This window comes from Myxococcus sp. MISCRS1, from assembly GCF_026626605.1.
GTDB classification, from domain to species: Bacteria; Myxococcota; Myxococcia; order Myxococcales; family Myxococcaceae; genus Myxococcus; species Myxococcus fulvus.
The window spans coordinates 936,209-959,941 of record NZ_JAPNKB010000001.1; the positions used below are offsets into that span (position 1 = coordinate 936,209).

At 70.9% G+C, this 23,733-nt stretch carries 22 protein-coding genes; 9 read left to right on the forward strand and 13 right to left on the reverse strand.

Annotated elements, in window-relative coordinates:
* Positions 1-8: 8 nt before the first annotated feature.
* The 8 genes from OWM54_RS03395 to OWM54_RS03430 form a co-directional block, all read right to left on the reverse strand.
* Positions 9-1,328 (reverse strand): hydroxyacid-oxoacid transhydrogenase, encoded by a 1,320-nt coding sequence (locus OWM54_RS03395; RefSeq protein WP_223750152.1) that lies wholly within the window; start codon positions 1,326-1,328, stop codon positions 9-11.
* A gap of 66 nt (positions 1,329-1,394) precedes the next feature.
* Complete coding sequence (locus OWM54_RS03400) at positions 1,395-2,336, reverse strand: serine hydrolase (RefSeq protein WP_223750153.1); 942 nt, start codon at positions 2,334-2,336, stop codon at positions 1,395-1,397.
* Entirely contained in the window at positions 2,336-2,866 is a 531-nt protein-coding gene (locus OWM54_RS03405; RefSeq protein WP_267696611.1) for a hypothetical protein, read from the reverse strand. The genes OWM54_RS03400 and OWM54_RS03405 overlap by 1 nt, the downstream gene beginning before the upstream one ends.
* Before the next feature lie 21 nt (positions 2,867-2,887).
* Complete coding sequence (locus OWM54_RS03410) at positions 2,888-4,747, reverse strand: hypothetical protein (protein ID WP_267696612.1); 1,860 nt, start codon at positions 4,745-4,747, stop codon at positions 2,888-2,890.
* Between the two features lie 4 nt (positions 4,748-4,751).
* Positions 4,752-5,504: a protein phosphatase 2C domain-containing protein gene (locus OWM54_RS03415; RefSeq protein WP_267696613.1), complete on the reverse strand. Its 753-nt coding sequence runs from the start codon at positions 5,502-5,504 to the stop codon at positions 4,752-4,754.
* A 2-nt stretch (positions 5,505-5,506) separates the two neighbouring features.
* Positions 5,507-6,346: a vWA domain-containing protein gene (locus OWM54_RS03420; protein ID WP_267696614.1), complete on the reverse strand. Its 840-nt coding sequence runs from the start codon at positions 6,344-6,346 to the stop codon at positions 5,507-5,509.
* A gap of 125 nt (positions 6,347-6,471) precedes the next feature.
* Positions 6,472-7,674, reverse strand: a complete 1,203-nt coding sequence (locus OWM54_RS03425; RefSeq protein ID WP_267696615.1) for a M20/M25/M40 family metallo-hydrolase — start codon at positions 7,672-7,674, stop codon at positions 6,472-6,474.
* A gap of 272 nt (positions 7,675-7,946) precedes the next feature.
* Entirely contained in the window at positions 7,947-9,176 is a 1,230-nt protein-coding gene (locus OWM54_RS03430) for a mechanosensitive ion channel family protein (RefSeq protein ID WP_223750158.1), read from the reverse strand.
* 263 nt (positions 9,177-9,439) lie between these two features.
* On the opposite strand from OWM54_RS03430, the gene OWM54_RS03435 reads away from it, so the two are divergent.
* Complete coding sequence (locus OWM54_RS03435; protein ID WP_267696616.1) at positions 9,440-10,666, forward strand: endonuclease/exonuclease/phosphatase family protein; 1,227 nt, start codon at positions 9,440-9,442, stop codon at positions 10,664-10,666.
* Positions 10,667-10,673: 7 nt separating this feature from the next.
* On the opposite strand, the gene OWM54_RS03440 is transcribed toward OWM54_RS03435, so the two are convergent.
* From OWM54_RS03440 to OWM54_RS03450, 3 genes are read right to left on the reverse strand one after another with little or no spacing between them, the layout of a single operon-like run.
* Positions 10,674-10,988, reverse strand: coding sequence for a hypothetical protein (locus tag OWM54_RS03440; protein ID WP_267696617.1), 315 nt, complete (start codon positions 10,986-10,988; stop codon positions 10,674-10,676).
* 31 nt (positions 10,989-11,019) lie between these two features.
* On the reverse strand, positions 11,020-12,468 hold the full coding sequence (locus OWM54_RS03445; protein WP_267696618.1) for an aldehyde dehydrogenase family protein: 1,449 nt from the start codon (positions 12,466-12,468) through the stop codon (positions 11,020-11,022).
* The gene (locus tag OWM54_RS03450; RefSeq protein WP_074957532.1) at positions 12,458-14,107 is read right to left on the reverse strand and encodes an acetolactate synthase large subunit; all 1,650 of its coding nucleotides are present in this window, start codon (positions 14,105-14,107) and stop codon (positions 12,458-12,460) included. The genes OWM54_RS03445 and OWM54_RS03450 overlap by 11 nt, the downstream gene beginning before the upstream one ends.
* A 104-nt stretch (positions 14,108-14,211) precedes the next feature.
* On the opposite strand from OWM54_RS03450, the gene OWM54_RS03455 reads away from it, so the two are divergent.
* The 3 genes from OWM54_RS03455 (at position 14,212) to OWM54_RS03465 (ending at position 16,475) form a co-directional block, all read left to right on the forward strand.
* A complete protein-coding gene (locus OWM54_RS03455) occupies positions 14,212-15,096 on the forward strand; it encodes a LysR substrate-binding domain-containing protein (RefSeq protein ID WP_267696619.1) in 885 nt (294 codons plus the stop codon).
* Between the two features lie 132 nt (positions 15,097-15,228).
* Positions 15,229-15,624 (forward strand): VOC family protein, encoded by a 396-nt coding sequence (locus tag OWM54_RS03460; RefSeq protein ID WP_223750164.1) that lies wholly within the window; start codon positions 15,229-15,231, stop codon positions 15,622-15,624.
* Positions 15,625-15,677: 53 nt separating this feature from the next.
* Positions 15,678-16,475, forward strand: coding sequence for a phytanoyl-CoA dioxygenase family protein (locus tag OWM54_RS03465; protein ID WP_267696620.1), 798 nt, complete (start codon positions 15,678-15,680; stop codon positions 16,473-16,475).
* A gap of 217 nt (positions 16,476-16,692) precedes the next feature.
* Here the strand turns inward: OWM54_RS03465 and OWM54_RS03470 are convergent, their stop codons facing one another.
* Positions 16,693-17,388: a sigma-70 family RNA polymerase sigma factor gene (locus OWM54_RS03470; RefSeq protein WP_141325817.1), complete on the reverse strand. Its 696-nt coding sequence runs from the start codon at positions 17,386-17,388 to the stop codon at positions 16,693-16,695.
* Positions 17,389-17,426: 38 nt separating this feature from the next.
* Here OWM54_RS03470 and OWM54_RS03475 point away from each other — a divergent pair, with 38 nt between their 5' ends.
* Together OWM54_RS03475 and OWM54_RS03480 are read left to right on the forward strand one after the other, a co-directional pair.
* Positions 17,427-20,351, forward strand: coding sequence for a tetratricopeptide repeat protein (locus tag OWM54_RS03475; RefSeq protein ID WP_267696621.1), 2,925 nt, complete (start codon positions 17,427-17,429; stop codon positions 20,349-20,351).
* Complete coding sequence (locus OWM54_RS03480) at positions 20,335-20,904, forward strand: GNAT family N-acetyltransferase (RefSeq protein ID WP_223784751.1); 570 nt, start codon at positions 20,335-20,337, stop codon at positions 20,902-20,904. The genes OWM54_RS03475 and OWM54_RS03480 overlap by 17 nt, the downstream gene beginning before the upstream one ends.
* Positions 20,905-20,910: 6 nt before the next feature.
* On the opposite strand, the gene OWM54_RS03485 is transcribed toward OWM54_RS03480, so the two are convergent.
* Positions 20,911-21,255, reverse strand: a complete 345-nt coding sequence (locus OWM54_RS03485) for a hypothetical protein (RefSeq protein ID WP_267696622.1) — start codon at positions 21,253-21,255, stop codon at positions 20,911-20,913.
* Positions 21,256-21,968: 713 nt separating this feature from the next.
* Between OWM54_RS03485 and OWM54_RS03490 the strand changes: the two genes are divergently transcribed.
* The 3 genes from OWM54_RS03490 to OWM54_RS03500 are packed head-to-tail and all read left to right on the forward strand — an operon-like array spanning position 21,969 to position 23,719.
* Entirely contained in the window at positions 21,969-22,700 is a 732-nt protein-coding gene (locus tag OWM54_RS03490) for a beta-ketoacyl synthase chain length factor (RefSeq protein ID WP_267696623.1), read from the forward strand.
* A complete protein-coding gene (locus OWM54_RS03495) occupies positions 22,693-23,472 on the forward strand; it encodes a lysophospholipid acyltransferase family protein (protein ID WP_267696624.1) in 780 nt (259 codons plus the stop codon). Before OWM54_RS03490 ends, OWM54_RS03495 begins: the two co-directional genes overlap by 8 nt.
* Positions 23,459-23,719, forward strand: a complete 261-nt coding sequence (locus OWM54_RS03500) for a phosphopantetheine-binding protein (protein WP_046713101.1) — start codon at positions 23,459-23,461, stop codon at positions 23,717-23,719. Before OWM54_RS03495 ends, OWM54_RS03500 begins: the two co-directional genes overlap by 14 nt.
* Positions 23,720-23,733: the final 14 nt, after the last annotated feature.

Consider the following 23,733-nt stretch of genomic DNA (forward strand, 5'->3'; position numbering starts at 1 on the left):
CCCTCTCATCACGGCGACCAGTACCCCAGGGCCTGCTGGAAGAGCCCTTCCAGCACCGGCCGCGTCATCTCTCGGGGCGCGTTCTGGAGCAGGCGCTGCTGGGGCAGCGCCCCCGACGCGAGCGCCGATACGTCCTCCTGCGTGTACCCCACCCCTCGAAGCCCGTTCGGCATCCCCACCGCGCGCATGATGCGGATGAGCTTGTCCGCCAGCACCTCGCCCGCGTCCCCAGGCCCCGCGCCCCGCGCGTCCGCGCCCAGCCACGTGGCCGCCTCCAGATGACGCTCCGGGCTCTCGGCCGCCGTGTAGCGGAACACCGCCGGCGCGTTGAGGATGACCGCCATGCCGTGTGGCACCAGCGGCTCCTCCTGGGGATAACCCGAGGGACGGAAGTCCCGCACCCGCCCCGCCACCGCGTACGCCATGCCGTGCGGCGCATGCACGCCCGCGTTGCCGAACGCGATGCCCGCCAGCGTCGCCGCCCACATCAACTGCTCTCGAGCCTCGTGGTCCGTCGCGTCCGCCACACCCCGCTCCAGATACAGCCCCATCAACCGCAGCGCCTCACGACAGCCCAGATCACTCCAGGGATTCGCCCCCTGACTCATCGGCCGCAGCGTCGGACGCGCGGGCGCGGGCCGGCGCACATAGGCCCGGGCCGTATAGCTCTCCAGCGCGTGGGACAGGACATCCAGTCCACTGGCCGCCACGACCTCGCCCGGCAGCGTGGCGGTGCAGTCCGGGTCCACCAGCGCCTCGGTGGGCCGCAGCGCGTTCGACGCGATGCCCGTCTTCGCGCCCAGCGAGCGCAAATCGAAGATGGTGATGCCCGTCACCTCGCTGCCCGTGCCGGACGTGGTGGGACACGCGATGTGGGGCTTGAGCGGCCCGGGCACCGGCCGGCCCTCGCCCACCGGCGCATTCACGTACGTCAGGAAGTCGGACGGCCAGGTGGCGAAGAGGTTCGCCGCCTTGCACGTGTCGATGACGGAGCCACCGCCCAGCGAGACATAGCCATCCGGACGCAGGTCCGCGGCGAAGCGGATTGCCTCCAGGAAGGACTGGTCCGTGGGCTCGATGCTCACGTCCTTGAAGACGCCAAACTCCAGCCCCGCCGCGCGCAGCGACTCCACCACGGTGCCGAAGATGGGCAGCCTGGCCACCCCCGCGTCGGTGAAGAGCGCCACGCGCCGCATCCCGAGCGCCCTCGCCCTGTCCCCCACCTCCGACAGGCAGCCCCGTCCGAAGGTGACGCGCGAGGACTCCATGGTGAAGGCGGAGTCACATCCCTCCCCCACCTCCTGGTAGTGGCAGCACCCGAAGCCCATGACGTCCTCCCGCGAGGGTCCAGGCCGCAATCTACCGTGGCTCGACGCCCCAGGGGCGCGCCGTCGTCAGCAGTCGTAGTCGGGAGGTGTCCCCCCGTCCTCGATGACCACCGGCGCGGGGCCGCCCCGCTTCGCCAGCGCCTCTCCGCAGTCGAGCGATGCCTCCCCCGACAGCGTGCGGTAGAGCACACATGACGCGCGCTCGACGAAGAACGCCTGACGTGGCCAGTCCGGCCCGCGCGCCACCAGGATGGCCACCGTGTAGTGCCCGCCGTCCGGCAGCCGCACCACGCCCACCTCGTTGAGCACGTTGTAGCGCGCGTCGTCCGAGCAGCACCCCGGAGGCAGCCACCCCGCCTTGTGCCGCAAGCTCGCGCGGGCCTTCGCCGGCAGGCGCGTGCCCAGCCACCCACCGCAGCCCTCGCGAGGCGTCAGCTCCATCCACTTCAACAGGCGCGACGTCGGCCGGGGCTTCAGCAGCTCGCCCGCCGCCAGGCGATGGAGGAAGGCCACCGCGTCCGCCGCGCAGAGGTAGTTGTCGTTCCCCATCACCTTCGGGGAGTTGGTGGCCCAGCGCGGCTTGCCGTAGTTCCACTTCGTCAGCGCGGTGTTCTTCACCTCGAGCGAGCGCAGATAGTCGTTGATGGCGTCCGGCCCACCCACCAGGTCGATGACCGCGCCCGAGGCCTCGTTGTCCGAGGTGCGGAAGACCTTCTCCGCCAGCGGGGCCACCTTCTTCTCCTCGGCCTTCTTCAGCGCCGCGGCCACCCAGAACACCTTGGCCGAGCTCGCGGAGATGTGCGGCACCGTGTCCGAGAACCCGGCGTACTCCCCCGTCCTCGAGTCCCGCACCGCCAACGCGATGTCCGAGCCCGGCGACAGGCTCGCCGCCTCCGCCGCCAGCGAGTCCACGACGGACTGGAGCGAAGCACGCGCGGGGCCCGCATCCGTCGCCTGAGCGGTCCCCACCGCGAGCAGCCCCAGCACCAACGCTCCCACCCGAAACATCAGCGCTCCACCTGGGGCTGCGGCGTGGTGAGCGGAATCCCCGCGGCCGCCACGTACGCGCCGTAGTCATAGGGAGGCAGGCGCTGGGCGCCGTCGTAGTCGAAGTCCACCACGCCGGTGAGCGTCACGCCCTTGTCCACCGCGGCCGAGGAGGCCAGCAGGTGGAAGTCCTTCGCCGACGCGTCCCTGAAGCTCGCCGCCGACAGCTGCGTGGACACCAGGTTCGCCCTCGCGAGCGGGTCCAGGCACGCCGTGTTGTTGCCATTGCCCGCGTGCGTCGTCGGCGCGCCCGCGACGATGTTGTTGGAGCAGGTGACGTTGAAGCGCGTCCCCGTCCGGGCTCCGAGGATGATGTTGTTCATCACCAGCGAGCCGCCCAGGCCCTGGAACATGATGCGCTCGGGGCCCGCGCTGGAGCCATCCCCCCAGATGGAGCCGCTGCCAGCGCCGATGAGCTCCGAGCACCCGCCCCCCACGACGAGGACTGCCCATCCCACGGCCGCAGTGAAGATGCTCGAGCGAGTCGTCATGGACCTGCTCAATACAACTTTTCACGGTTTGTCGGGAGTCTCCTGAAAGAGCCAGCCGAGGAAATGGGCGAATTGGCTGGAGCCGTAGGCGGCGAGCGCGCATTCGGCGACGAGCTCACGCGAGCCCTCGACGACGAGGTCATGTCGCGTCTGAGCGAGCGCGCGGTCCACCTCGGTGAGCGGACTCACCTGCGTCCGCAGCAGCTCGATGAGCGCGGCGGCCCGGGACATGGCCTCACGGAAGGCCCTGGAGAGGACGCCAGAGGTCCGAGCCTGGGCCGCCGCGGTGTCCTCCTCCGCCTCCAGCGCGGCGCGGCGCTCGTCGAACCGGGCCTCGAGCGCAGCCAGGCGCTGCTTGAAGCGCAGCAGCGCCTCGTCGCGCGCGCGGGCTGAGAGCGATTGTTGAAGCTCCGCGTCGTCCTCCCAGCGTCGACGTTCGACCTCCAGGTCCTTGCGAGCGTTGAGCTCCTCGCGATCCACCTGCGCCCGCCGTCCCTCGATGCGCTCCAGCTCGGAGCTGTCCACGTCGAGGTTGCGTCGACGCACGTCCTCCATCCACGCGTGCAGGGCGTCCTGCTCCGTGAGCAATGGGGAGCGCGCGGCCTGGGACTCGCGCAGGACGGCGGGACGGGACTGGGTCAGCCGACGCAGCTGCTCCTCCAACCGGACTCGCGCCGTGGCCGCCTCGGTCCGCTGGCGTTCCCACGCGAGGCGCTCGCGCGCCAGTGCGTCGCGCAGGTACAGCGCTCGACTTCGCACCGCCCCCACGCTCCCGACGAACCCCGCGCCCAGCAGCCACCACGGCGAGAACACCACGGCGGGCACCAGGCCCAGCGCCGCGGTGACCAGCAGCCCGCCGACCATGCCGCGCTCCAGCGAGCCCTCGCGGGAGAACTCCCGCACCACGGGCTTGTCGAGGGGAAGGAACCGCGACAGCTCGCGCAGCCAGGCCATCGTCGGCGACGCCTCGCCCGCCCTGGGCGGCGACACGTCCAGCGACACCTCGGGCACCGCGTCGGCGGGCATCGCCAGCAGTCGCGACAACATGGGGGCCACGTACTCGCGCACCCGCGCGTGGGGCGAGGTCCGCAGCGCCTGGAGCAGCGGGGAGCGCTCCGGCTCGACGAAGTCCCTGCGGCGCAACAGCAGACAGTCATCCCCGCCCTGGAAGCGCTCCCAGAGCGACGGCTCGTGCGCGAGCGCCACGAGCGACAGCCACACCACCCAGCCCGAGAAGTGGTCCAGCCGCAGGTCGAAGAACGCCGCGTCGCGGCCGGGGTGCTGGTAGTTCGGGTGACCCGTCTCGTGGCCCGTGCGCCCGACCAGCGCGGGTACACACATGCCGTCGTAATCGATGAGCCGCAGCCCCCGCTCCGTGACGAGCACATTGCCGTGCTGCAAATCGCCATGCGCGATGCCGGCGTCACGCAGGGCCGACAGCAGCCCCAGCCACTGCGCGGCGAGCCTGAACAACGTCAGCGGCTCATGCAGGTGTCGGCCGACGTAGCGCTCCAGGGACTCGCCCTGCACCCACTCCATCATGACGATGGGCAGCCAACGGCCACGGACGTGGATGCCACGAGGCTGGAACCAGACTCCCACGGACGATGGCAGCCAGCGCTGCTCCAGATGCCGCCGGATCTCGAGGTAGCGCGACTCCTGGTCCCGGGGATACGGGCGCGTGAAGCAGCGCACGGCGTAGACCTGGTCGCCGCAGGTCACCTTGTACGTGGTGGCGAAGTTGCCCGCGCGAGGCCGGGGCAGCCCCGCCATCGCCCCCGTCCCCTGCTCGACGACGCCCGCCTTCAGCCGAGCGTCGGAGAAGGCCTGTCCCGGATGCTGGAGGGCGGCTTGATAGTCGCTGTCGGAAGGCAGGGCCATGACGTCACGCCCCCACCGACAGGCGCATCAGCGTGGTGTCGTCATTGCGGATGCTCCGCGCCGCGCGCAGGCCCGCCACGAACGACTCGAATGAAGCCCGGGCGGGCAACGCCAGCCAGGGCCGCGCTCCCCGCTCATGCTCCCCCAGGAACCAGTGGGCCAGCGCATCCGTCATCAGGAGCAGCATGTCACCCGCGCGCACCTCGCCCGTCGCCCCGCGCGCCTGCTCGACGACGCGCGCGTTCTGCGCGCCGTGCGTGGACACCAGGAAGGGACGCGAGCCGAACGACGACGCGAGCTCCAGGGGGAAGCTCCGCACCAGCTGCTCGTCGCGCACCTGGAACAGGCAGGAGTCCCCCACGGCCAGCGCGGACCATGTGCCCACGACGCCGTCCCCTCGCGCCGGCGTCCCCGCGAGGCTCACGCCCAGCAGCGTGGCGAAGGCCCCCTCGCGGAGCTTCTCCTCGGCGTACCAGGGCAGCTTGCGCCCCTCGACCTCCACGAGCCAGCGACGCTGCAGTCCTGGCAACGCCTGGAGCAGGTCCGGGGGCGCCCGCAGCGGGCCCTGGGCGAACTCACGCGCGAGCAGCCGCGCCCACAGACCGGAGAAGAGGCTCTCCGTCGCCCCGTCCGCGACGGCCACGTGCAGCGTGTCCTCTTCGATGACACAGGCGTGCTCGGGCGCCGCGGCGTCCTCGTTCTCCGAGGGCGCGTTGCCGTCCTTCTGGACGCCCATCACCTCGAGCCCGATTCGCATGCTCAACGCAGGTTGCTCGGCCGCGTCCCGATGTTCAGGAACTTGATGAGCGAGAGGATGTCCGCGTTGAAGACGAAGCCGCGCGCGCCCTCTCGCACCGCGTGGCCCTCGTCCCTGGCCGCGGCGAGCATGCCCTGGGTAAGCGGGCTGGAGAGCGCGAAGAGCCTGCGCGCGTGCGCGTCCGGCAGGTTCGTCTCCGAGTCGGGGAACTGGATGGGCACGGCCGGGTTCGAGGACAGGTGCACGTTGAGCAGCAGCACCGCGCCGTCCGCGCCCTGCACCGAGCGGAGCGCCGCCGCGGCCTCCGTCGGGTCTCCATCCGTGGGCTCGCCGTCGGAGATGTTCACCACGATGGGCGGGAAGCTCTCCGGGTGCTCGCGCCTCCAGGCCGTCACCAGCTCGCGGGCCCGGAGGAGCACCTCGCACATGGGCGTGGGACCGTGCGCGTGCGGCTCGACCCAGATGGGGAAGCGGACCTTCTCGCGCACCAGGCCCCCCATCCCGTCCTCGCGCTCGCGCGTGCGCTCCTCCAGCCTCGCGGGCGCATGCCCCACCTCGCTGATGGGCACCAGCCCCCGCCCCGCGAGCGCGCCGGAGAAGGACGGGGCGACCTTCTCGCCATACCCGAGCACACCCAGGTGGAAGTAGTCCCGGATGCCCTCCTCGCGGGCGCACCGCACCACCAGGTTCTGCAGCAGGCGGTTGGTGACGTCCGCCACACCCTCGGCCTTCTTGCGCGTGCCGCCCTGCCCCCCGAAGGGGTCGTCCATCGACCCCGACTGGTCGATGAGCAGCAGGATGCAAGCGGGCTGGGTGCGGCTGATCTCCGACGAGTAGGCCATGGGTCCTCGCACTGCGCGGTCCGAGCTGCGCGCGCGAGCCTACAGTGCCCCCCTGCCGACGGGGACGACGATTCGACGCCCTCCGCCGCGCCCCGGGACAGCCGGCGCGGCGGAGGACGGACGGCCTAGTTCGTGGTGCCCTTGGCCAGCTCACCCACGAAGCCCGCGGCGATGCGCGAGAACTTCAGGGCGTGGTTGGCGTTGTTGCCCGACTGGGCAATCGTGTCGTTGACCGTGTGGATGTAGGGGTTGCCCGAGCTGACCGTCGACTCGTGCGGGATGGAGGCGGCGAAGCCCTGGGCCGTCCACGACGCGTGGTCCGAGCACGCGTAGCCACACGTGGTGTCGCGCTGGACGATGCCACCGCCGTAGGTGGTGATGATGTTGCGCAGGAACGTGTTCTGCGCCGAGTTGGTGTAGTCCGTGACCACGCCCACGTCGTGCGTGTTGGTGGACCGCTTGTAGTTGGTCATGTCCAGCTGGAGCACGCCCACCACGTTGATGCCGTTGTTCTTGTGCCAGGCGGCGATCTCCTTCGAGCCGCGCAGGCCGACCTCTTCGGCCGCGTAGCCGATGAACTTCACCGTGCGCAGCGGACGGTAGTTGCAGGACACCGCGGCGCGGATGACCTCCGTGAAGGACGCGATGCCGGAGGCGTTGTCATCCGCGCCAGGCGCCGTGGAGCCCGAGGAGATGGAGTCCAGGTGGCCGCCCACCACCACCACCTCGCTGGCCAGCGTGGAGCCAGGGATGGTGAGGACCACGGAGGGCTGCGCCCACGCCGCGTGGGTGAACAGCGACGCGGTGATGTCGCTGCGCGACGCGGCGATGTTCGCCCAGAGGGTGCGCAGCGCGTTCGCCGCGTTCACGCCCGTCGTGTGCGTGTAGTAGCGCGTGGTGTACCCCGACAGCGTGGTGATGGTGGAGCGCACGCCGGGCTCGGTCAGCCGGCCGATCATGCAGTTGACGGCGGTGGCGTTGTCGATGGTGTACGTCACCAGCTCCTGCGTGGCCGCCAGCGGCTCGGGCACCAGCGACTTCTCCGCCTCGTCCCGGGTCTCGAACGTGACGAAGCCCGCACACCGGTTGAACTTCTCGTGCATGACGTGGGCGATGCGCTCCAGCTGCGACTCGCGCACCGCAATCACCGACACCTCCTTCTTCGTCAGCGACGGAGGCGGCATCTTCCAGCCTTCCTTCGCGAACGCCTCTGCCACGGGCTCCATGGCGTCGGCGCCCAACGAAATCCACAGCTCCCGGTCCTCGGCCCCCGCGAACGACGCGGTAGGGCTCAGCAACATCAGGGCAAACGGAATCAACCGCTTCATGGGCAGCGCTCCTTGCTGGGTGGGTGGTGCGTCGCGGATCACCGCGGCCAGCCGCATCGCACGGCCTCCGCGTGTGGACTCCACATGGCGCGCGCACTGCTGCCGCGCGCGCCCTCGGGAGACGGAACCGCACTTTCCGCTTAATCCGCGATTGCGGACAACCTACCCCACCCCGGAGACGCAGGGTGAACTATTCACCACTCAACAAACACGCCCCGTATGGGAGCCGCGCCTCCACGGGCCCACCTGCACGGCCGTGGAGTGCGGGCCAGTCACTCGCTGGGGAGCACGGCCACCACATTCGTGCCCGGCCGGGCGCCGTTGTGGGAGGACGGCTCGTGCTCGGTGAGGCAGGCCTCGGTGCGGACCATGGGCAGGCCGTAGGGCTGCTCGCGCAGGAAGGCCATCAGCCGCTCGCGCACCAGGCACCGCAGGTCGAACGCCTTGCCGGAGTCCGCCGCGCTCACCAGGGCGCGCAGCTTCATGGTGCGCTCGGACATGTCCGTCACCTGCAGCCCGCCCACCTTGCCGTCCCACAGCCCGTTGGACTCCTGCTCCAGGATGCGCCGCAGCTCGGCGCGGACCGCGGGCACGTCCGTGCGGAAGTCCACGTAGAACTCCGCGGTGCCCATGATGTCCGGAGACACCTTGCTCCAGTTCTGGAAGGGCTTCTCCAGGAAGTGGCCCATGGGAATCACCAGCCGGCGCAAATCCCACACCTTCACCACCACGTACGTGAGGGTGATCTCCTCCACCCACCCCCACTCGTTCTCCACGATGACGGTGTCGCCGATGCGGATGGGCTGGGTGATGGACAGCTGGATGCCGGCCAGCAGCGTGGAGATGGACTTCTGCGCCGCCAGGCCGATGAACAGGCCGGCGATGCCCGCCGAGGCGAGCAGCGACACGCCCACGTTCCGCACCGCCTCGAACTGCAGCAGCATCAGCGACGCGCCGATGAGCACCACGGCGACCTCGACGACCCGCCGCAGCACCGCCAGCTGCGTGCGCAGGCCGCGGGCCCGGCCCACGTTGCCGCCCTTCTCCTCGCGCACCACCGTCTGCTCGACGAAGCCCGCGGCGAGCTTCACGAAGCGCAAGAGGAACCACGCCACCGCCACCAGGCCCACCGAGCGCGTCACCAGCTCCACGCCGTGCTTCGCCACCGGCGGCAGCTTCAGCGCCCACAGCCCCGAGGCCACCAACACCGCGAACAGCACGTAGCGCGTGGGGCCTCGCGCGGACGTCGCCAGCTGGTCATCCCAGCCCGACTTCGTCATGGCGGTGGCCCGGTCCACCAACCTGAGCACCAGCCACTCGAGGGCCCGCCCCAACAGCCACGCCCCCACGAACAGCACCGCCAGCCCCGCCCACTGCCACAGCTCCAGGCCCCACGCGCTGCCCTCGGGCACCGGGACGGGCAACGGAGGCGGCGGGGCGCTCGCCACGGGTGCTTCGGGAGTCGCGGCGGAGAGCCAGGGCAAGGGGATGGAACGCACCATGTCTGGGACCTTTCGAGTCGGGGCGCACGGCGAGCCCCGGTCCCGCGCCTCCCTCTCGCGTGGACTCCGTGCTCCCGGGCTTAATGTTTGAGGTCAAACCTACTAACGGTACGAGCGGGGATGGTCCAGGACCTTTTTGGAGGGAGGTTCCCCTGGACCCGGCGCGGCTTTCCGGGATGACCGGGTTGAGGGAGACTCGGGCCCACGCTGTCCACGCGGAACCACGGCCCGGGCCGTGTGCTTCCTGAGCGCAGGAGATGGTGATGAGCATCTGGAATGTCGCGGGCCATTGGGCCCGGAGCGTCGTTCAGCAGCCGCCCGCCCCCTCCACGGCCAACGAGGCGCGGCCCAAGGATGGCGCGGGCGCGGCGTCGGGCTCGGCGCAGGCGAAGGACTCCTTCACGCCGTCTCCGTCACCGGGCCCCAGCCCCACGCGGCCGGACTTGTCTGGGGGAGCGAACGAGGGGCCGAGCGGCTACTCGAAGCCGGTGCACGCGGACGAGCTGCCGGACATCCAGAACGGCACGGGGGTGCTGACGCTGAACCTGGCCAACGGCGCGGGCTCCGAGTACCGCACGGCGAAGAACCGCGAGGAGCAGGCGGAGCTCATCCGCGAGACGGGCGCGACCATCGCCGGGTTCCAGGAGGTGGACATCGGCGTGGACCGCAGCGGGAACGCGAACACGGCGTTGGACATCGCGCGGCACCTGAACCCGGCGTTCGAGGCGTTCAAGTCGGGCACGGTGCCCACGGTGGGGCTGCACGAGGACGCGCCGGCCACGGCGATCCGCAAGGGCGCGGATGGGACGACGCTGTACCAGACGCCCGAGGGGACGCTGGTGACGGGCGAGTCGTTCTCCGGGGACGACAGGAGCATCAAGGGCGACACGGGCGCGGACGCGACGTACGGCAACGCCATCTACGTGGGGGCGCCGGACAAGGTGGTGGACGCGTACACGGTGACGCTGCCGGCGGCGGAGTCCGGAGGGCCCGCGGTGTCGACGAAGGAGGACCTGGCGGCGCTGGGAGACGGCAAGCTGACGGAGTCCGAGCGCAAGGCGCTGGGGGAGCGCAACGAGGCGCTCAGGAAGAACAGTCCCTCCGAGCCGCGCACGGCGCTGGTGACGCGCGTGGTGGGGCCGGATGGCCAGGAGAAGAGCATCATCAACGTGCACCTGGCCGCGGGGAAGGAAGGCGCGGGGCTGCGTGAGAAGCAGCTCCAGTTCCTCGCGGAGGTGGCGCGCGCGGAGGCCAAGGGGCCGCCGGCGCGCGAGCTGGTGGTGATGGGAGACTTCAACGACTCGACCGAGAACGTGGGCAAGGCGCTCGAGGGCGCGGGGCTGCACCGCGTGGTCGGCGGCAAGAAGGCCAACGGCGACAACTTCGACCAGGTCTGGGTGTCGGGCGGGCTGGACACGCACAACGCCGCGCAGGTGAAGACGGACGGCGTGAGCGACCACGCGCACGCCGGTTACGCCATCATCCGCTGACGTGGGGTCACTCGATGACCTTGACGTACTGTGCACCGCCGGCCTTCAGGTAGTCGGCGATGCGCTGGACGATGACCTCGCGCTCCGCGTCGGTGACCTTCTTGCCGTCGTCCCAGCGCCGGATGGACTTCTTGACGATGAAGCCGAAGCCGGCGCTGAACTCGAACAGCAGGGCCCTGTCGTTCTGCTGGTAGAAGCCCATCTCGCCGCGGCCGAGCGCCGTGACGCGGTACTCCTCCGAGTCACTCACGCGCACGCGGAGCCCCCGGGAGGGCTCCTCCTTCTTGATGCGCTCGATGAAGTCGCGCTCGTCCTGGTCCATCCGGGCATCTTGGCCACGCTCGCGCCGCGCCTCAATCCTCCTGGGGCGCGCGCTGGCGCAGCACCAGCAACCGCAGCTCGGTCATGTCCTCGATGGCGTACTTCACGCCCTCGCGCCCCAGGCCGGAGCCCTTCACGCCGCCGTAGGGCATGGTGTCCACGCGGAAGCTCGGCACGTCCCCCACCACCACGCCGCCCACCTCCAGCTCGTCCCAGGCGTGCATCGCCCGTGAGAGGTCGTTGGTGAAGAGCCCTGCCTGGAGCCCGTACCGCCCCGCGTTGACCTCGGCCATCGCCTCCGTGAAGGACGTGAAGGGCTGCAAGAGCACCACCGGACCGAACGCCTCCTCCGCGCTCAGCGGCGCGTCCTCGGGCACCCCCTCCAGCACCGTGGCCTCCAGCAGCGCCCCCTTGCGTCCACCGCCCGTCAGCACCCGGGCACCCCGCTCCACCGCGTCCTGGATCCACCCCTCGAGCCGCTTCGCCGCCGGCTCGTCGATCATCGGCCCCAGCGTCGTCGCCTCGTCCCGAGGGTTCCCCGAGCGCAGCGCCCGCGCCCGCGCGACGATGAGCGCCTTGAATGCGTCGTAGTGCGACGCATGCACCAGCACCCGCTGCACCGAGATGCAGCTCTGCCCCGACTGGAAGAACGCCCCGAGCGCCACGCGGTCCGCCACCGCCTCCAGCGGCGCGCCCGGCTCGCGGTCCACCACGCACGCCGCGTTGCCGCCCAGCTCCAGCACCACCTTCTTGCGCCCCGCGCGCGCCTTGAGCTCCCAGCCCACCTTCTCCGAGCCCGTGAACGACAGGAGCTTCAGCCGCTCGTCCTCGATGAGCGGACCGATGTCCTTCAGCGTCGGCGTGACGACGGAGAACGCGCCCTCGGGCAGGTCCGTCTCCGCGAGCACCTCCGCCAGAATCATCGCGCTCACGGGCGTGCGGTCCGACGGCTTCAGGATGAACGGGCAGCCCGCGGCAATCGCGGGGGCGACCTTGTGCGCCACCAGGTTGAGCGGGAAGTTGAATGGCGTGATGAGAGACACGGGCCCCACCGGCACCCGACGCGTGAAGCCCCGATAACCCTCGGCCCGCGCGGACACCTCCAGGTTCAGCACCTCGCCGCCCCCGCGCACCGCCTCCTCGGCGGCGGCCTTGAAGGTCTCGATGAGCCGCGTCACCTCGCCGCGCGCGTCGCGCAGGGGCTTGCCCGCCTCGATGCAGAGGACCCGGGCCAGCTCCTCCGCGCGCGCCTGGAAGCGACGCACGCAGTGCTCCAGCACCGCCTGTCGGGCATGCGCGGGCAGCCGCCGCATCGGCCCCGCCGCGCGCACCGCGGCGGCGATGGCCTCCTCCACCGCGGCCGCGTCCGAGAGCGCGACGCGCGTCACCACCTCGCCCGAGTACTTGTCCACCACGGGCAGGTCCGTGTTCGGCCAGCGCGGCCGGTTGGCCACGTAGTACGGGTAGCGTTCAGCCAACATGGAGCACCTCGCCTTCCTTCTCCCCGACGCCGAGCGCGCGGGTGTTGTCCGAGTAGTCGATGGGCAGGTCGATGACATGCACGCCGCCCGACTCCAGGCAGCGTGACAGGGTGGAGCCGAACTCCGACGCGCTCGTGGGTCGATGCCCCCTGGCGCCGTACGCCTCCGCGTAGCGGACGAAGTCGGGGTTGCCCAACGCCATACCGAAATCCGGCAGGCCCATCTCCCCCTGCTTCCAGCGAATCATCCCGTAGCCGTCGTCACGCACGACGACCACCGTCAGGTCCAGCCCCAGCCGCACCGCCGTCTCCAGCTCCTGCGAGTTCATCATGAACCCACCGTCACCGCAGACCGCCACCACCTTGCGGCGCGGATGCACCAGCTTCGCCGCAATCGCGGAGGGCAGCCCCGCCCCCATCGTCGCGAGCGCGTTGTCCAACAGGAGCGTGTTGGGCCGCCGCGTGCGGTAGTACCGGGCGAACCACAGCTTGTACATGCCATTGTCCAGGCACACGATGCCGTCATCCGGCAGCGCGCGGCGCACCTCCGCCACCAGCCGCGCGGGGTAGATGGGGAAGCGGTCATCCGCCGCGCCTCGCGCCAGCTGCGCCTCCAGCCCCGCCCGGGCCTTCTCGAACGGCGCGAAGTCCCAGCTCGCCCCACGCTGTCCCAGACCCTCCGCGATGCGCCACACGGCGTTGGCGATGTCCCCCGTCACCTCCAGCTTCGGGAAGTAGACCGGGTCCACCTCCGCCGAGGAGAAGTTCAGGTGGACAACGGCGCGGCTGCTGTCGCGCATCACGAACGGCGGCTTCTCGATGACGTCGTGTCCCACGTTGATGATGCAGTCGGACATCTCGATGGCGCGGTGGACGAAGTCTCCGTCCGACAGCGCGGCGGTGCCCATCCACAGCGGGTGGGACTCATCGACGACGCCCTTGCCCATCTGCGTGCTCGAGAAGGGAATCCCCACCCGGTCCACCAGGACGCGCAGCATCTCCGAGGTGAGCTTCCGGTTCGCGCCCGCGCCCACCATCAGCAGCGGCCGGCGCGCGGAGGCAATCGTCTCCACCGCCCGCGCGATGGAGCCCTCGTCCGCCACGGGCCTGCGCCACGCGCTGGGCGCGAGCAACGGCGCCTCGGTGGCCTCGCGCGCGACGTCCTCGGGCAATTCCAGATGGGTGGCGCCGGGGCGCTCCTCCTCCGCGCGGCGGAAGGCCTCGCGCACGGCGGACGGGACGTGCTCCGCGGAGACGAGCGTGCGCGTCAGCTTGGTGAGCGGGCGCATCATCCCCACCACGTCGACAATCTGGAAGTGGCCCTGCTTGCTCGCCTTGATGGGCTTCTGCCCGGTGAGCATCACCATGGGCATGGCGCCCAGTTGCGCGTACGCGGCGGGCGTGACGAGGTTGGTGGCGCCCGGCCCCAGCGTCGCCAGGGTGACGCCCGCCTTGCCGGTCAGCCGCCCCCACGTCGCCGCCATGAAGCCGGCCGCCTGCTCGTGGCGGGTCAGCACCAGCTTCAGGCTGGAGCCGCGCATCGACTCCAAGAGGTCCAGATTCTCCTCGCCGGGCAGCCCGAAGACGTAGCGCACGCCCTCGGCCTCCAGCGCTTTGACGAACAGGTCCGATGCCTTCATCTCGCGGTCCTTCCTTCTGGTGACACCGAAGTTCTACGGACCGGGCTCGATTCGTACATTCGTTTGTTCGCATCGCTTCGATAGGCACCATCTATGATGGACCCATGGAGCTCCGACACCTGCGCTACTTCACCGCCGTGGCGGACACGCTGCACTTCGGCCGGGCCGCGCGGCGGGTACACGTCTCGCAGCCCACGCTGTCCCAGCAGATCCGCCAGCTGGAGGAGGAGCTACAGACGCCCCTCTTCGAGCGCTCCCGCGCGGGCGTGCGCCTGACGCAGGCCGGAGAGCTGTTCCGCAGCTACGCGTCGCGCGCGTTGGAGGACGTGGACGCGGGACGGATGGCGGTGGGCGCGCTGCGAGGCCTGGCCACGGGCGCGCTGCGCGTGGGCTATCCCCCCAGCATGCGAGGCCTGGTTGTCCCCGCGCTCGCCGCCGTCCTGCGCCGGCACCCCGGCCTCGCGCTCAGCGCGGAGGAGCTGGTGGTGCGCAGGATGGAGCGGCGCTTGACGGACGGAAAGCTGGACGTGGGGCTGGGCTACGCACCGGCGCGCGCGCCGGACCTGGACACGGAGCCGGTGTTCGACAGCCGGCTCGCGCTCGTCGTCGCGCGAGGCCACGGGCTGGCGGGCGCGGAGACGGTGGGCGTGAAGCAGCTCACGGACGAGCCCTTCGCCCTGCTCTCCCCGGGCCTGCGGGTGCGCTCGCGCGTGGACGCGTACTTCGCCACGCTGCGGCTGTCCCCACGCATCGCGCTCGAGTCCAACGCCGTGGGCACGGTGCTCGCCATCGTCCGCGCGGGGCTCGCCGTCACGGTGTTGCCCGAGCCGCGCCTGGCCGACGTGGAGCGACTGGTCGTCAAGCGACTGTCCCCGGCGCCCCGCTCCGAGCTGGCCGCCCTCCTCTGGCGCAAGGGTGCGCCCCGAGCCCCCGCCGCCGAGCTGTTCGCCGCCGAGGTCCGCGCCCGCGCCAGGGAGTCTGGAAGCTGACCCACTTCATGCCCGAGCCGCACTCACAACCAGATGGTTGACTGTCCCGCCTCCATCGCTATTCTCAACGAAATGGTTGAACGTCACGCGGGAGGTCCGCGTCGACGACGTTGTCCCCTCTTGGAGGAACCGATGCGCATCTCGATGAATAGCGTGTTCGTCGACGACCAGGCCAAGGCCCAGAAGTTCTACACGGAGAAGCTGGGCTTCGTGACGAAGGTGGACGTGCCCGCGGGCGGAGCGCGCTGGCTGACGGTGGTGTCGCCGGACGACCCGAACGGCACGGAGCTGCTGCTGGAGCCCAACGGGCACCCGGCGGCGACGGCGTACCAGAAGGCCATCTTCGCGGATGGCATCCCCGCCACGGCCTTCACGTCGACGAACATCCACGAGGAATATGAGCGACTGAAGGCACGCGGCGTGGTGTTCACCAAGGCGCCCACCCAGTTCGGGCCCGCCATCATCGCCACGTTCGAGGACACCTGCGGCAATCTCATCCAGATGCTCCAGGTCGTGGGACAGCCCTGACGTCCCCGCGCGGGACCTGTCAGGATCAGCGCGTCCCTCCGTCCCCGCGCCCCATGCCCCCTGAATCCTCCCCGGTCCTGAGTGCGTCCCAGCTTCAACAGTTCATCGAGCAGGGCTTCGTCCGGCTCGATGACGCCTTCCCGAAGGAGGTCGCCGCCGAGGCGCGCGCCCTCCTCTGGAAGGACACCGGCTGTTCACCCGACGACCCTTCGAGCTGGACCCGCCCCGTGGTCCGGCTCGGCGAGTACACGCAGGACGTCTTCCGCGCGGCCGCGAACACCCCGAGGCTGAAGTCCGCGTACGACCAGCTCGTCGGCTTCGAGCGATGGTGGCCGAGGATGAGCCTGGGCTCCTTCCCGGTCCGCTTCCCCAGCACCGAAAACCCCGGTGACGACGGCTGGCACGTCGACGTCAGCTTCCCTCCACCGGGCGGCACCGACTCCTTCTTCGAGTGGCGCAGCAACGTCTCCACCCAGGGGCGCGCGCTCCTGATGCTCTTCTTGTTCTCCGACGTCGGAGAGAGCGACGCTCCCACGCGACTCCGTGTCGGCTCGCATCACGACGTCGCGCGGATGCTGGCCCCCATGGGCGATGCGGGCCTTTCGTTCATGGAGCTGGCGCAGCGGATGGAGCAGACGGCGTCACGACCGGAGGCGCTGGCCACGGGCGACGCGGGGACCGTCTACCTCTGCCATCCGTTCATCGCCCACGCCGCGCAGCCGCACCGGGGCACCCGCCCCCGCTTCATGGCGCAGCCTCCCCTCTTCCCTCGCAAGCCCTTCGACCTGGAGAAGGACGACTGCCCCCTGGTGGTCGCCATCCGACAGGCGCTCGCGACGACGAAGGCCTGAGCGCACGCTCGAACAAGGAGCGTGGAGAGGCCCCCCGCGGACCTTCTCCACGCTCCCCTCGAATTCCCGACCAGGAGCGGTCAGCCGTCCCCGGGTCCGCGCAGGGGGTGTGGGGAAGCAAGCGCGGTATCGGGGCACATCACCCTCTCGACACGCCCCGGCGCGAAGTGGCGCATTCGCGCCTCACTTTTCCCCAAGAATCCGGGCGCGCCAGCGCTCAAGACGGCGTCGCGTCGCGCATCACCGAGCGGATGCTCAGGTCCAGCTGACTCTGGAGCACCCGCAGCAAACTGGTGAGCCCCTCGGAGTTCTCGCCCAGCCGGGCCGCGAGCCGCTCGCGCACGTCCTGCCGCAGCCGCTCGCGGAACTGCGCCAGCCACCGCTTCACCGTGGAGCGGTCCACCTGGTACGCGCGGGCAATCTGCGCCGTGCCCATGCCCTCCACCAGGTGCAGCCGCAGCAGCGTCCGCCCCCGAGGCTCCAGCGCGCCGAGCGCCTCCTGGAACGCCACCGTGAAGTCCTCGCGGTAGCGCTCCTGGATGAAGCGCCGGTCCATGTCCACGTCTTGAACGCTCGTCTCCGCGAGCTTGGAGTCATCCAGGTCGAGCGAAATCTTCCGCTCCCGCATCAGGTTGAGCGCGGTGCGCAGGGCGGCCACGCGGAGCCACGCCAGCAACGAGCCCTGCCCCTCGTAGTCGGCGATGCGCGGCGCGCGCTCTCCGCTGGGAAGGAAAAGCTTCACGCGCAGCAACTGGAGCGCCTCATCCGCCACCGTGACTTCCAGCCCCCGGTGCAGCAGCGCCTTGCGGAGCGACGGGATGAAGCGCGACTCGAACTCGGTCAGGGCGCTGGCGTCCTGCCGCGCGCAGGCGCGCGCGAAGGCCAGGTCCTCTTCATGCTCGGAGCCACTCATCGTCTTGACCGCCCACGTCGGTTATCTTCGCCACGGTCATGGAATGCATCGAGACACGACGACTCTTCGCCTTCGCACTGGGTGAGCTGGACGTCGAAGCGACGCATGAGGTGGAGCAGCATCTTGATTCCTGCGCCTCCTGTCGAGCACTCCTGGCGGAGGCCGCGCGTTCGCGGGACGAGGAGGCAAGCCCTCCGTCCTCCACGCCCGCGACGCCCACCTCCGCGCGCTCGTGGATCGAGCGCGGGGCGCTGCTCGGGCGCTACGTGGTGCTCGAGCGCATCGGCTCCGGGGGCATGGGCGTCGTCCACGCGGCGTATGACCCGGAGCTGGACCGGCGCGTCGCGCTCAAGCTGATCCGCATCGACTCCAGCAGCTCCGCCCACCTCGAGCGCGCCCAGGCGCGGCTGTTGCGCGAGGCCCAGGCCACCGCCCGCGTCATCCACCCGAACGTCATCACCATCCACGACGTGGGCCGCTTCGGTGAGCACGTCTTCCTGGCCATGGAGCTGGTGGACGGCACCACGCTGCGCGCGCACATCCGCGCGAGCAAGGGCCCCAAGGACTGGCGCGAGACGCTGGGCCTGTTCATCCAGGCCGGGCGCGGGCTCGCGGCGGCGCACGCGCAGGGGCTGGTGCACCGGGACTTCAAGCCCGACAACGCGCTCGTCGGCAAGGACGGGCGCGTGCGCATCACCGACTTCGGGCTGGCGCGCATCGTCGAGGGCGTCGAGGACACGCCCACGCCCACCCCGAGCGGCCCGCCCGCCCCGCTGCGCAGCGAGTGGCACACCCGCTCGGACATGGTGCTGGGAACGCCGGCCTACATGGCGCCCGAGCAGAAGCGCGGCGAGCCCTCCGACGCGCGCAGCGACCAGTACAGCTTCTGCGTCGCGCTGCACGAGGCCCTCTATGGCAAGCGCCCCTTCACCCCGGCCGAGCCCGCGAGCCCCGGCACGCAGCTGCCTGTCCGCGTGCCGCCCGGACCTCGGCCACCACCGGGCTCGGATGTCCCGGTGTGGCTGCATCAGGTGTTGCTGCGAGGACTCGCCGCCTCGCCGGAGGCGCGCCACGAATCCATGGACGCGCTTTTGCGCGGGCTCAGCCATGCCCCCGGGACCCGGTGGCGCCGCGCCGCGCTCGCCACGGCCGCAGGGCTGGTGTTGCTCGTGGGAGGCGCCGTCCTGCACCGCACCACGTCCGCGTCGCCCTGCGCCAGCAACGAGCAGGCCCTCGTCGGCGTCTGGGATGAGGCCCGCGGGGCCGCCGTGCGCGCGCGCTTCACCCAGAGCCCCCTGCCCTACGCCGCGGGCGCGTGGAGCGAAGTGGAGCGCACGTTGAACGGCCAGGCACGGGCCTGGCTCACCGCGAGCCACGAGGCGTGTGTCGCCACGCGCGTGAAGGGACAGCAGACGGAGCGGCTGCTCGAGCGACAGGTCATCTGCCTGGACCAGCGGCTCAAGGACCTGGGCGCCGTGGTGGACACGCTCGCCGCCGCGGACGCGCAGGTCATCCAGAACGCGACGCGCGTGGTGCACTCGCTGGAGAGCGTGTCCGTCTGCGCCAACCTGGCCGCGCTGGCCGCGCCCGAGCCGCCGCCCGCGGACGAGGCCAGCCAGAAGCGCATGGAGGCCCTGCGCACCCGACGGGCCCAGGTGCGCGCGAAGCTCAACGCGGGCCAGGTCGCGCCCGCGCTCCTGCTGGCGAACGAGGTGGCGGCCGAGGCCCACGCCATCGGCTACGGGCCGCTCGAGGCGGAGGTGCTGGACCTGCTCGCCGAGACGCAGGGGAAGAACCTCGCGTACCGCGACGCCATCAAGACCCTGCACCAGGCCATCCAGGTGGCCACCGCCAGTCGCCATGACCGACAGGCCGCCGAGTCGTGGGCGGGGATGATCCGCCTGCTCAGCCTGGTGGGGCCGGAGGTGGACCCGGACGGCGCCGTGCCCGGACACGCGGAGGCGGCGCTGCGCAGGCTGGGCGGCGACGCGCGCATCGAGGCGATGTACTTCCGCAACCTCGCCAGCCTCCACCGCAGGCGCGGGCGACGCGAGGAGGCGCTGGCCGCGAGCCAGCGCGCGGTGGAGCTGGCGCGCAAGCTCTACACCTCGAACGAGCCGGAGCTCGGCACGGCGCTGTTGACCATGGGCCACGCGCTCCACGAGTTCGACCGCCACGCGGAGGGGCTTCGCTTCCTCACCGAGGCGGAGGCCATCTACCGGGAGAAGTACGGCCCCGAGCATCCGTACCTCGCCACCGTGCTCAGCAACCTCGCCGTCTTCAACGTGCGGCTCGGCGACATCGAGGCCGCGCTCCGATACGGACGGGAGGCGCTGGCCATCAACCAGCGCGTCTACGGCGAGGAGAGCGAGGCGGTGGCCAGCGCGTACCACAACCTGGCGGGGTTCCTGATGGAGCAGGGGCGCCCGGAGGAGAGCCTCCAGCACTACATCAAGGCGGCGCGCATCCACGAGAAGGTGCAGGGCCCCGACGCCAGCGACGTGGGCGCGTCCCTCTCACGCATGGGCCTGGTGCTGGCCTCGCTGGGGCGGCACGAGGAGGCGCTGAAGCACCACCAGCGCGCGGTGACCATCCGCGAGAAGCGCTACGGTCCCCAGGATGCCCGGGTGGGGATGGAGCTGATGAACGTCGCCGATGACCACCTGGGCCTGGGGGAGTCGCGCAAGGCCATCCCCCTGCTGGAGCGGGCCCTCGGCCTGCTCGAACAGCCCTCCGCCGAGCGCTACGCCGATGAGCTGGCCAGCGCCCGCTACTCGATGGCCCGAGCGCTCGAGGCCGAGCCCGGCCAGCGCCAGCGCGCCCTCACGCTGGCGAACGCCGCGCAGCGCTACAACCAGTCCCACCTGCCCGCCCGTACCCAGCAGTTCAAGGACGTCGAGCGCTGGCTCGTGCGACACACCGCGCCTCGTCTATCCTCCCAGCACCATGGCAAGCCCCTATGAGGTGACGGCGGTGCGCGGTCCGTCGGAGCTCCCGCGAATCCTGGAGCTGCAGCGCAGGAACCTGAAGCAGGTGCTCGAGGATGACGAGATGCGCTCGCAAGGCTTCGTCACCGTGGAGCACGACGTGACGGCCCTGGAGCAGATGCACGCGCTGGCGCCCAGCATCGTCGCGCACCACGGCGACGAGCTGGTGGCGTACGCGCTGACGATGCCCCGCGAGTGCCGGGCGCTGATGCCCCTGCTCGTCCCGATGTTCGACCTGCTCGACACGCTGGAGTACCGGGGGCGCGCGCTGCGAGAGCAGCGCTTCTACGTCATGGGGCAGGTCTGCGTGGACAAGGCCCACCGGGGCAAGGGGCTCTTCGACCAGCTCTACGCGAAGCACCGGGAGCTCTACCGCGGCCGCTTCGACCTGCTCGTCACCGAGGTGTCCGCGCGCAACACGCGCTCCCTACGCGCCCACGAGCGCGTGGGCTTCAGGACGCTGCACACCTATCGCGACGCCACGGACGAGTGGGCCGTGGTGGCGTGGGACTGGAGCGCGGCGCCCTGACGCCGGCTACCACCACGCGGAGCAGCGCCCCGTGCTCGTGTTGCACAGCCGCAGCAGGAAGCGCTGGACGCCCGAGTACTCGCCGCTCCAGGCCGCGTTGAAGACGTAGCCGTCCGCGTAGAACTGGAGCCGGGTGCCGCTGGCGTGGCTGCTGGTGGACCACGTGCCCCGATAGACGCCACCGCCCATCGCCGTCCACGTCTTGCAGACGTTCGCCCGGCGGTTCCCGGGCGCGGTCAGCGTGGTGCAGGCCCGCGCCAGCTCCGGGGCGGCGTCGGGAGGCGCCTCGGGGACGGGTTGTGAACCGGCGACACCCGCCGCGGCGAGGATGCCTGCGAGGACCTGGAACATGGTGTGACGCTCCTGCCCGGGGCCCGTGCGGCCCACAGCGGGCTGTCGAGGGAGCGGCCAAGCTGCCTCCGGTCATGCATCGCGGCAACGAGCCCCGAAGGGACGGCCACGCGCCGACGCGTGACACCTGACTGCGGGACAGCTGCGCATGCGGGCGCGCGGGGACCGCCTCCGTCGCCCGGGAGGAGCGGACCGCCGCCGTATGTCATTGCCCCGCGTGTCATCCCGGCCCGGCGCACGCTTCGCGCCAACGCGCTCCGCCCGGTTTCTTCGAAAGCGCGGGGCCCGCGGCGTCGATTCCTCCCTGGCGGAAATCACGGGGTCCGGCCGCTTGCGCAGTCCCTCGGTGATCCGGGTCGTCATCACACCATGGGAAACCACGAGGTCTCTCCTACCCTCTACCACCCAGGGTCTGGAGGCGGCGCACGGGGCGTCACCATTCCGGACGGCACGCTCGCGCGCTCGTGGCCCAGGGCCCTCGACGCGGAATCGACCCGTGGGCGGGCGCCGGCCACCTCCCCACCGGCCATGCGAGCGCGCCATCCGCCCCACCCCTCTCGGCCCGGTGCGGGCGCGGCGTAGCATGAGCGAGTGAATGCGCGGGTGCCCTGTCTCGTCCTCGGAGGCAACGCCCCATCGGAGCCAATTGTCTCGTATATGATGCTTTGGTAGAGGACCGCCGCAGGCAGCACCCGCCTTTCTTCCCCGCCATCATGGTTTTTTCCGTCCACCACTGGGCCGCGTGGGCTCCTGGGCTTTTCGGGCAAGACGCCTGGAGGTCCTGGCTCTCCAAGCCCCATCCACTCCCGTCCGAGGGGACGCCTCCCCTGACGGAGATGCCGCCGATGATGCGCCGTCGGGTGGACAGGCTGGGCCGCATCGCGCTCCAGGCGGCGTACACGTGCCAGGCGGACGCCCCCGCGTGTCCCCTGGTGTTCGCGTCCCGCCATGGGGACATGGGCCGCTCGGTGGACCTGCTGGAGCAGCTCGCGAAGTCCACCCCGCTGTCGCCCACGTCCTTCAGCCTGTCGGTGCACAACGCCATCGGCGGGCTGTACTCCATCGCCCGGGGGGATTTGACGGCACAGAGCGCGGTGGCCGCGGGCGCGGAGACGGTGGAGGCCGCCTTCGTGGAGGCGTGCGGGCTGCTCGGCGAGGGCGCTCCGGAGGTCGTCGTCATCGTCTACGACGAGCCCCGCCCCGCGCCCTTCCAGCACTTCCCGGAGCAGACGTCCCTGGCGCACGCCTGGGCCTGCAGCGTGAGGCCCGCGGGCGACGGCCCGCGCTTCCGGCTGTCCTGCGGCGCCGCGGAGGGTGTCCATCCCGCGCCGACGCCGGAGGGGCTCCCGGAGGAGCTGTCCGTGCTGCGCTTCCTCGTCCTGGGCGACGCGCGCTTGGAGCGGGTCCTGGGCTCGCGCCTGTGGCGGTGGGAACGCGATGTCTGAGCGCCTCAACTATTACTGGCGCGTGTTCGCCACGGGCTTCTGCTTCGCCACCTTCGGGCTGGGCGGGCTGGCCCTGCGCATCTTCTTCTTCCCGCTGCTGTCGCTGCTGGTGCGCGACCGACCCCGGCGCACGCGGCTGGCCCGGCTGGCGGTGCACCACTCGTTCCGCCTCTTCATCGAGCTGATGCGCGTGGTGGGCGTGCTCGCCTACCGCATCGAGGGCGTGGAGAAGCTCGCGCGCCCCGGCCTGCTCATCCTCGCCAACCACCCCACGCTCATCGACGTGGTGTTCCTCATCTCGCTGGTGCCCAACGCGGACTGCGTGGTGAAGGCGAGCCTGGCCAGCAACCCCTTCACCCGGGGGCCCGTGGAGGCCACCGGCTACCTGTGCAACGACTCCGGCCCGGAGCTGGTCAAGGCGTGCATCGCGTCCGTGAAGGCGGGCAACAACCTCATCATCTTTCCCGAGGGCACCCGCACGCCGGTGACGGGGCCCATGAAGCTGCAGCGCGGCGCGGCCAACATCGCGGTGCGCGGGCCCTGTGACATCACCCCCGTCACCATCCGCTGCCAGCCGCTGAGCCTCACCAAGGGCCTGCCCTGGTGGCGCGTGCCCCCCTCGAAGATGAACTTCACCATCGTGGTCCAGGACGACATCCAGGTCGCGTCCATGGTCGACGAAGCGCACGGAGAGGCGCTCGCGGCCCGCCATCTCACCGAGAGATTGCACGACTACTTCTCCACGGAGACACAACGTCATGCAGGTGCTTGAGCAGGAGATAAAGAAGCTGGTCATCGAGACCTTGAATCTCGAGGACGTCAAACCCGAGGACATCGACCCGGGTGCGCCGCTGTTCGTCGAGGGCCTGGGGCTGGACTCCATCGATGCCCTGGAGCTCGGCCTGGCGCTGCAGAAGACCTATGGCGTCGCCCTGGCGAGCGACTCCCAGGAGAACCGTCGTCACTTCGCCAGCGTGCGCGCCCTCGCGACCTTCGTGAGCGCCCACCGCAAGTCCTGAGCATCCACCATTCA

Coding starts and splice junctions, on each gene's coding strand:
- OWM54_RS03395 (WP_223750152.1), bottom strand. CDS start 1,328: ATGGGCTTCGGGTGCTGCCACTACCAGGAGGTGGGGGAGGGATGTGAC.
- OWM54_RS03400 (WP_223750153.1), bottom strand. CDS start 2,336: ATGTTTCGGGTGGGAGCGTTGGTGCTGGGGCTGCTCGCGGTGGGGACC.
- OWM54_RS03405 (WP_267696611.1), bottom strand. CDS start 2,866: ATGACGACTCGCTCGAGCATCTTCACTGCGGCCGTGGGATGGGCAGTC.
- OWM54_RS03410 (WP_267696612.1), bottom strand. CDS start 4,747: ATGGCCCTGCCTTCCGACAGCGACTATCAAGCCGCCCTCCAGCATCCG.
- OWM54_RS03415 (WP_267696613.1), bottom strand. CDS start 5,504: ATGCGAATCGGGCTCGAGGTGATGGGCGTCCAGAAGGACGGCAACGCG.
- OWM54_RS03420 (WP_267696614.1), bottom strand. CDS start 6,346: ATGGCCTACTCGTCGGAGATCAGCCGCACCCAGCCCGCTTGCATCCTG.
- OWM54_RS03425 (WP_267696615.1), bottom strand. CDS start 7,674: ATGAAGCGGTTGATTCCGTTTGCCCTGATGTTGCTGAGCCCTACCGCG.
- OWM54_RS03430 (WP_223750158.1), bottom strand. CDS start 9,176: ATGGTGCGTTCCATCCCCTTGCCCTGGCTCTCCGCCGCGACTCCCGAA.
- OWM54_RS03435 (WP_267696616.1), top strand. CDS start 9,440: ATGAGCATCTGGAATGTCGCGGGCCATTGGGCCCGGAGCGTCGTTCAG.
- OWM54_RS03440 (WP_267696617.1), bottom strand. CDS start 10,988: ATGGACCAGGACGAGCGCGACTTCATCGAGCGCATCAAGAAGGAGGAG.
- OWM54_RS03445 (WP_267696618.1), bottom strand. CDS start 12,468: ATGTTGGCTGAACGCTACCCGTACTACGTGGCCAACCGGCCGCGCTGG.
- OWM54_RS03450 (WP_074957532.1), bottom strand. CDS start 14,107: ATGAAGGCATCGGACCTGTTCGTCAAAGCGCTGGAGGCCGAGGGCGTG.
- OWM54_RS03455 (WP_267696619.1), top strand. CDS start 14,212: ATGGAGCTCCGACACCTGCGCTACTTCACCGCCGTGGCGGACACGCTG.
- OWM54_RS03460 (WP_223750164.1), top strand. CDS start 15,229: ATGCGCATCTCGATGAATAGCGTGTTCGTCGACGACCAGGCCAAGGCC.
- OWM54_RS03465 (WP_267696620.1), top strand. CDS start 15,678: ATGCCCCCTGAATCCTCCCCGGTCCTGAGTGCGTCCCAGCTTCAACAG.
- OWM54_RS03470 (WP_141325817.1), bottom strand. CDS start 17,388: ATGAGTGGCTCCGAGCATGAAGAGGACCTGGCCTTCGCGCGCGCCTGC.
- OWM54_RS03475 (WP_267696621.1), top strand. CDS start 17,427: ATGGAATGCATCGAGACACGACGACTCTTCGCCTTCGCACTGGGTGAG.
- OWM54_RS03480 (WP_223784751.1), top strand. CDS start 20,335: ATGGCAAGCCCCTATGAGGTGACGGCGGTGCGCGGTCCGTCGGAGCTC.
- OWM54_RS03485 (WP_267696622.1), bottom strand. CDS start 21,255: ATGTTCCAGGTCCTCGCAGGCATCCTCGCCGCGGCGGGTGTCGCCGGT.
- OWM54_RS03490 (WP_267696623.1), top strand. CDS start 21,969: ATGGTTTTTTCCGTCCACCACTGGGCCGCGTGGGCTCCTGGGCTTTTC.
- OWM54_RS03495 (WP_267696624.1), top strand. CDS start 22,693: ATGTCTGAGCGCCTCAACTATTACTGGCGCGTGTTCGCCACGGGCTTC.
- OWM54_RS03500 (WP_046713101.1), top strand. CDS start 23,459: ATGCAGGTGCTTGAGCAGGAGATAAAGAAGCTGGTCATCGAGACCTTG.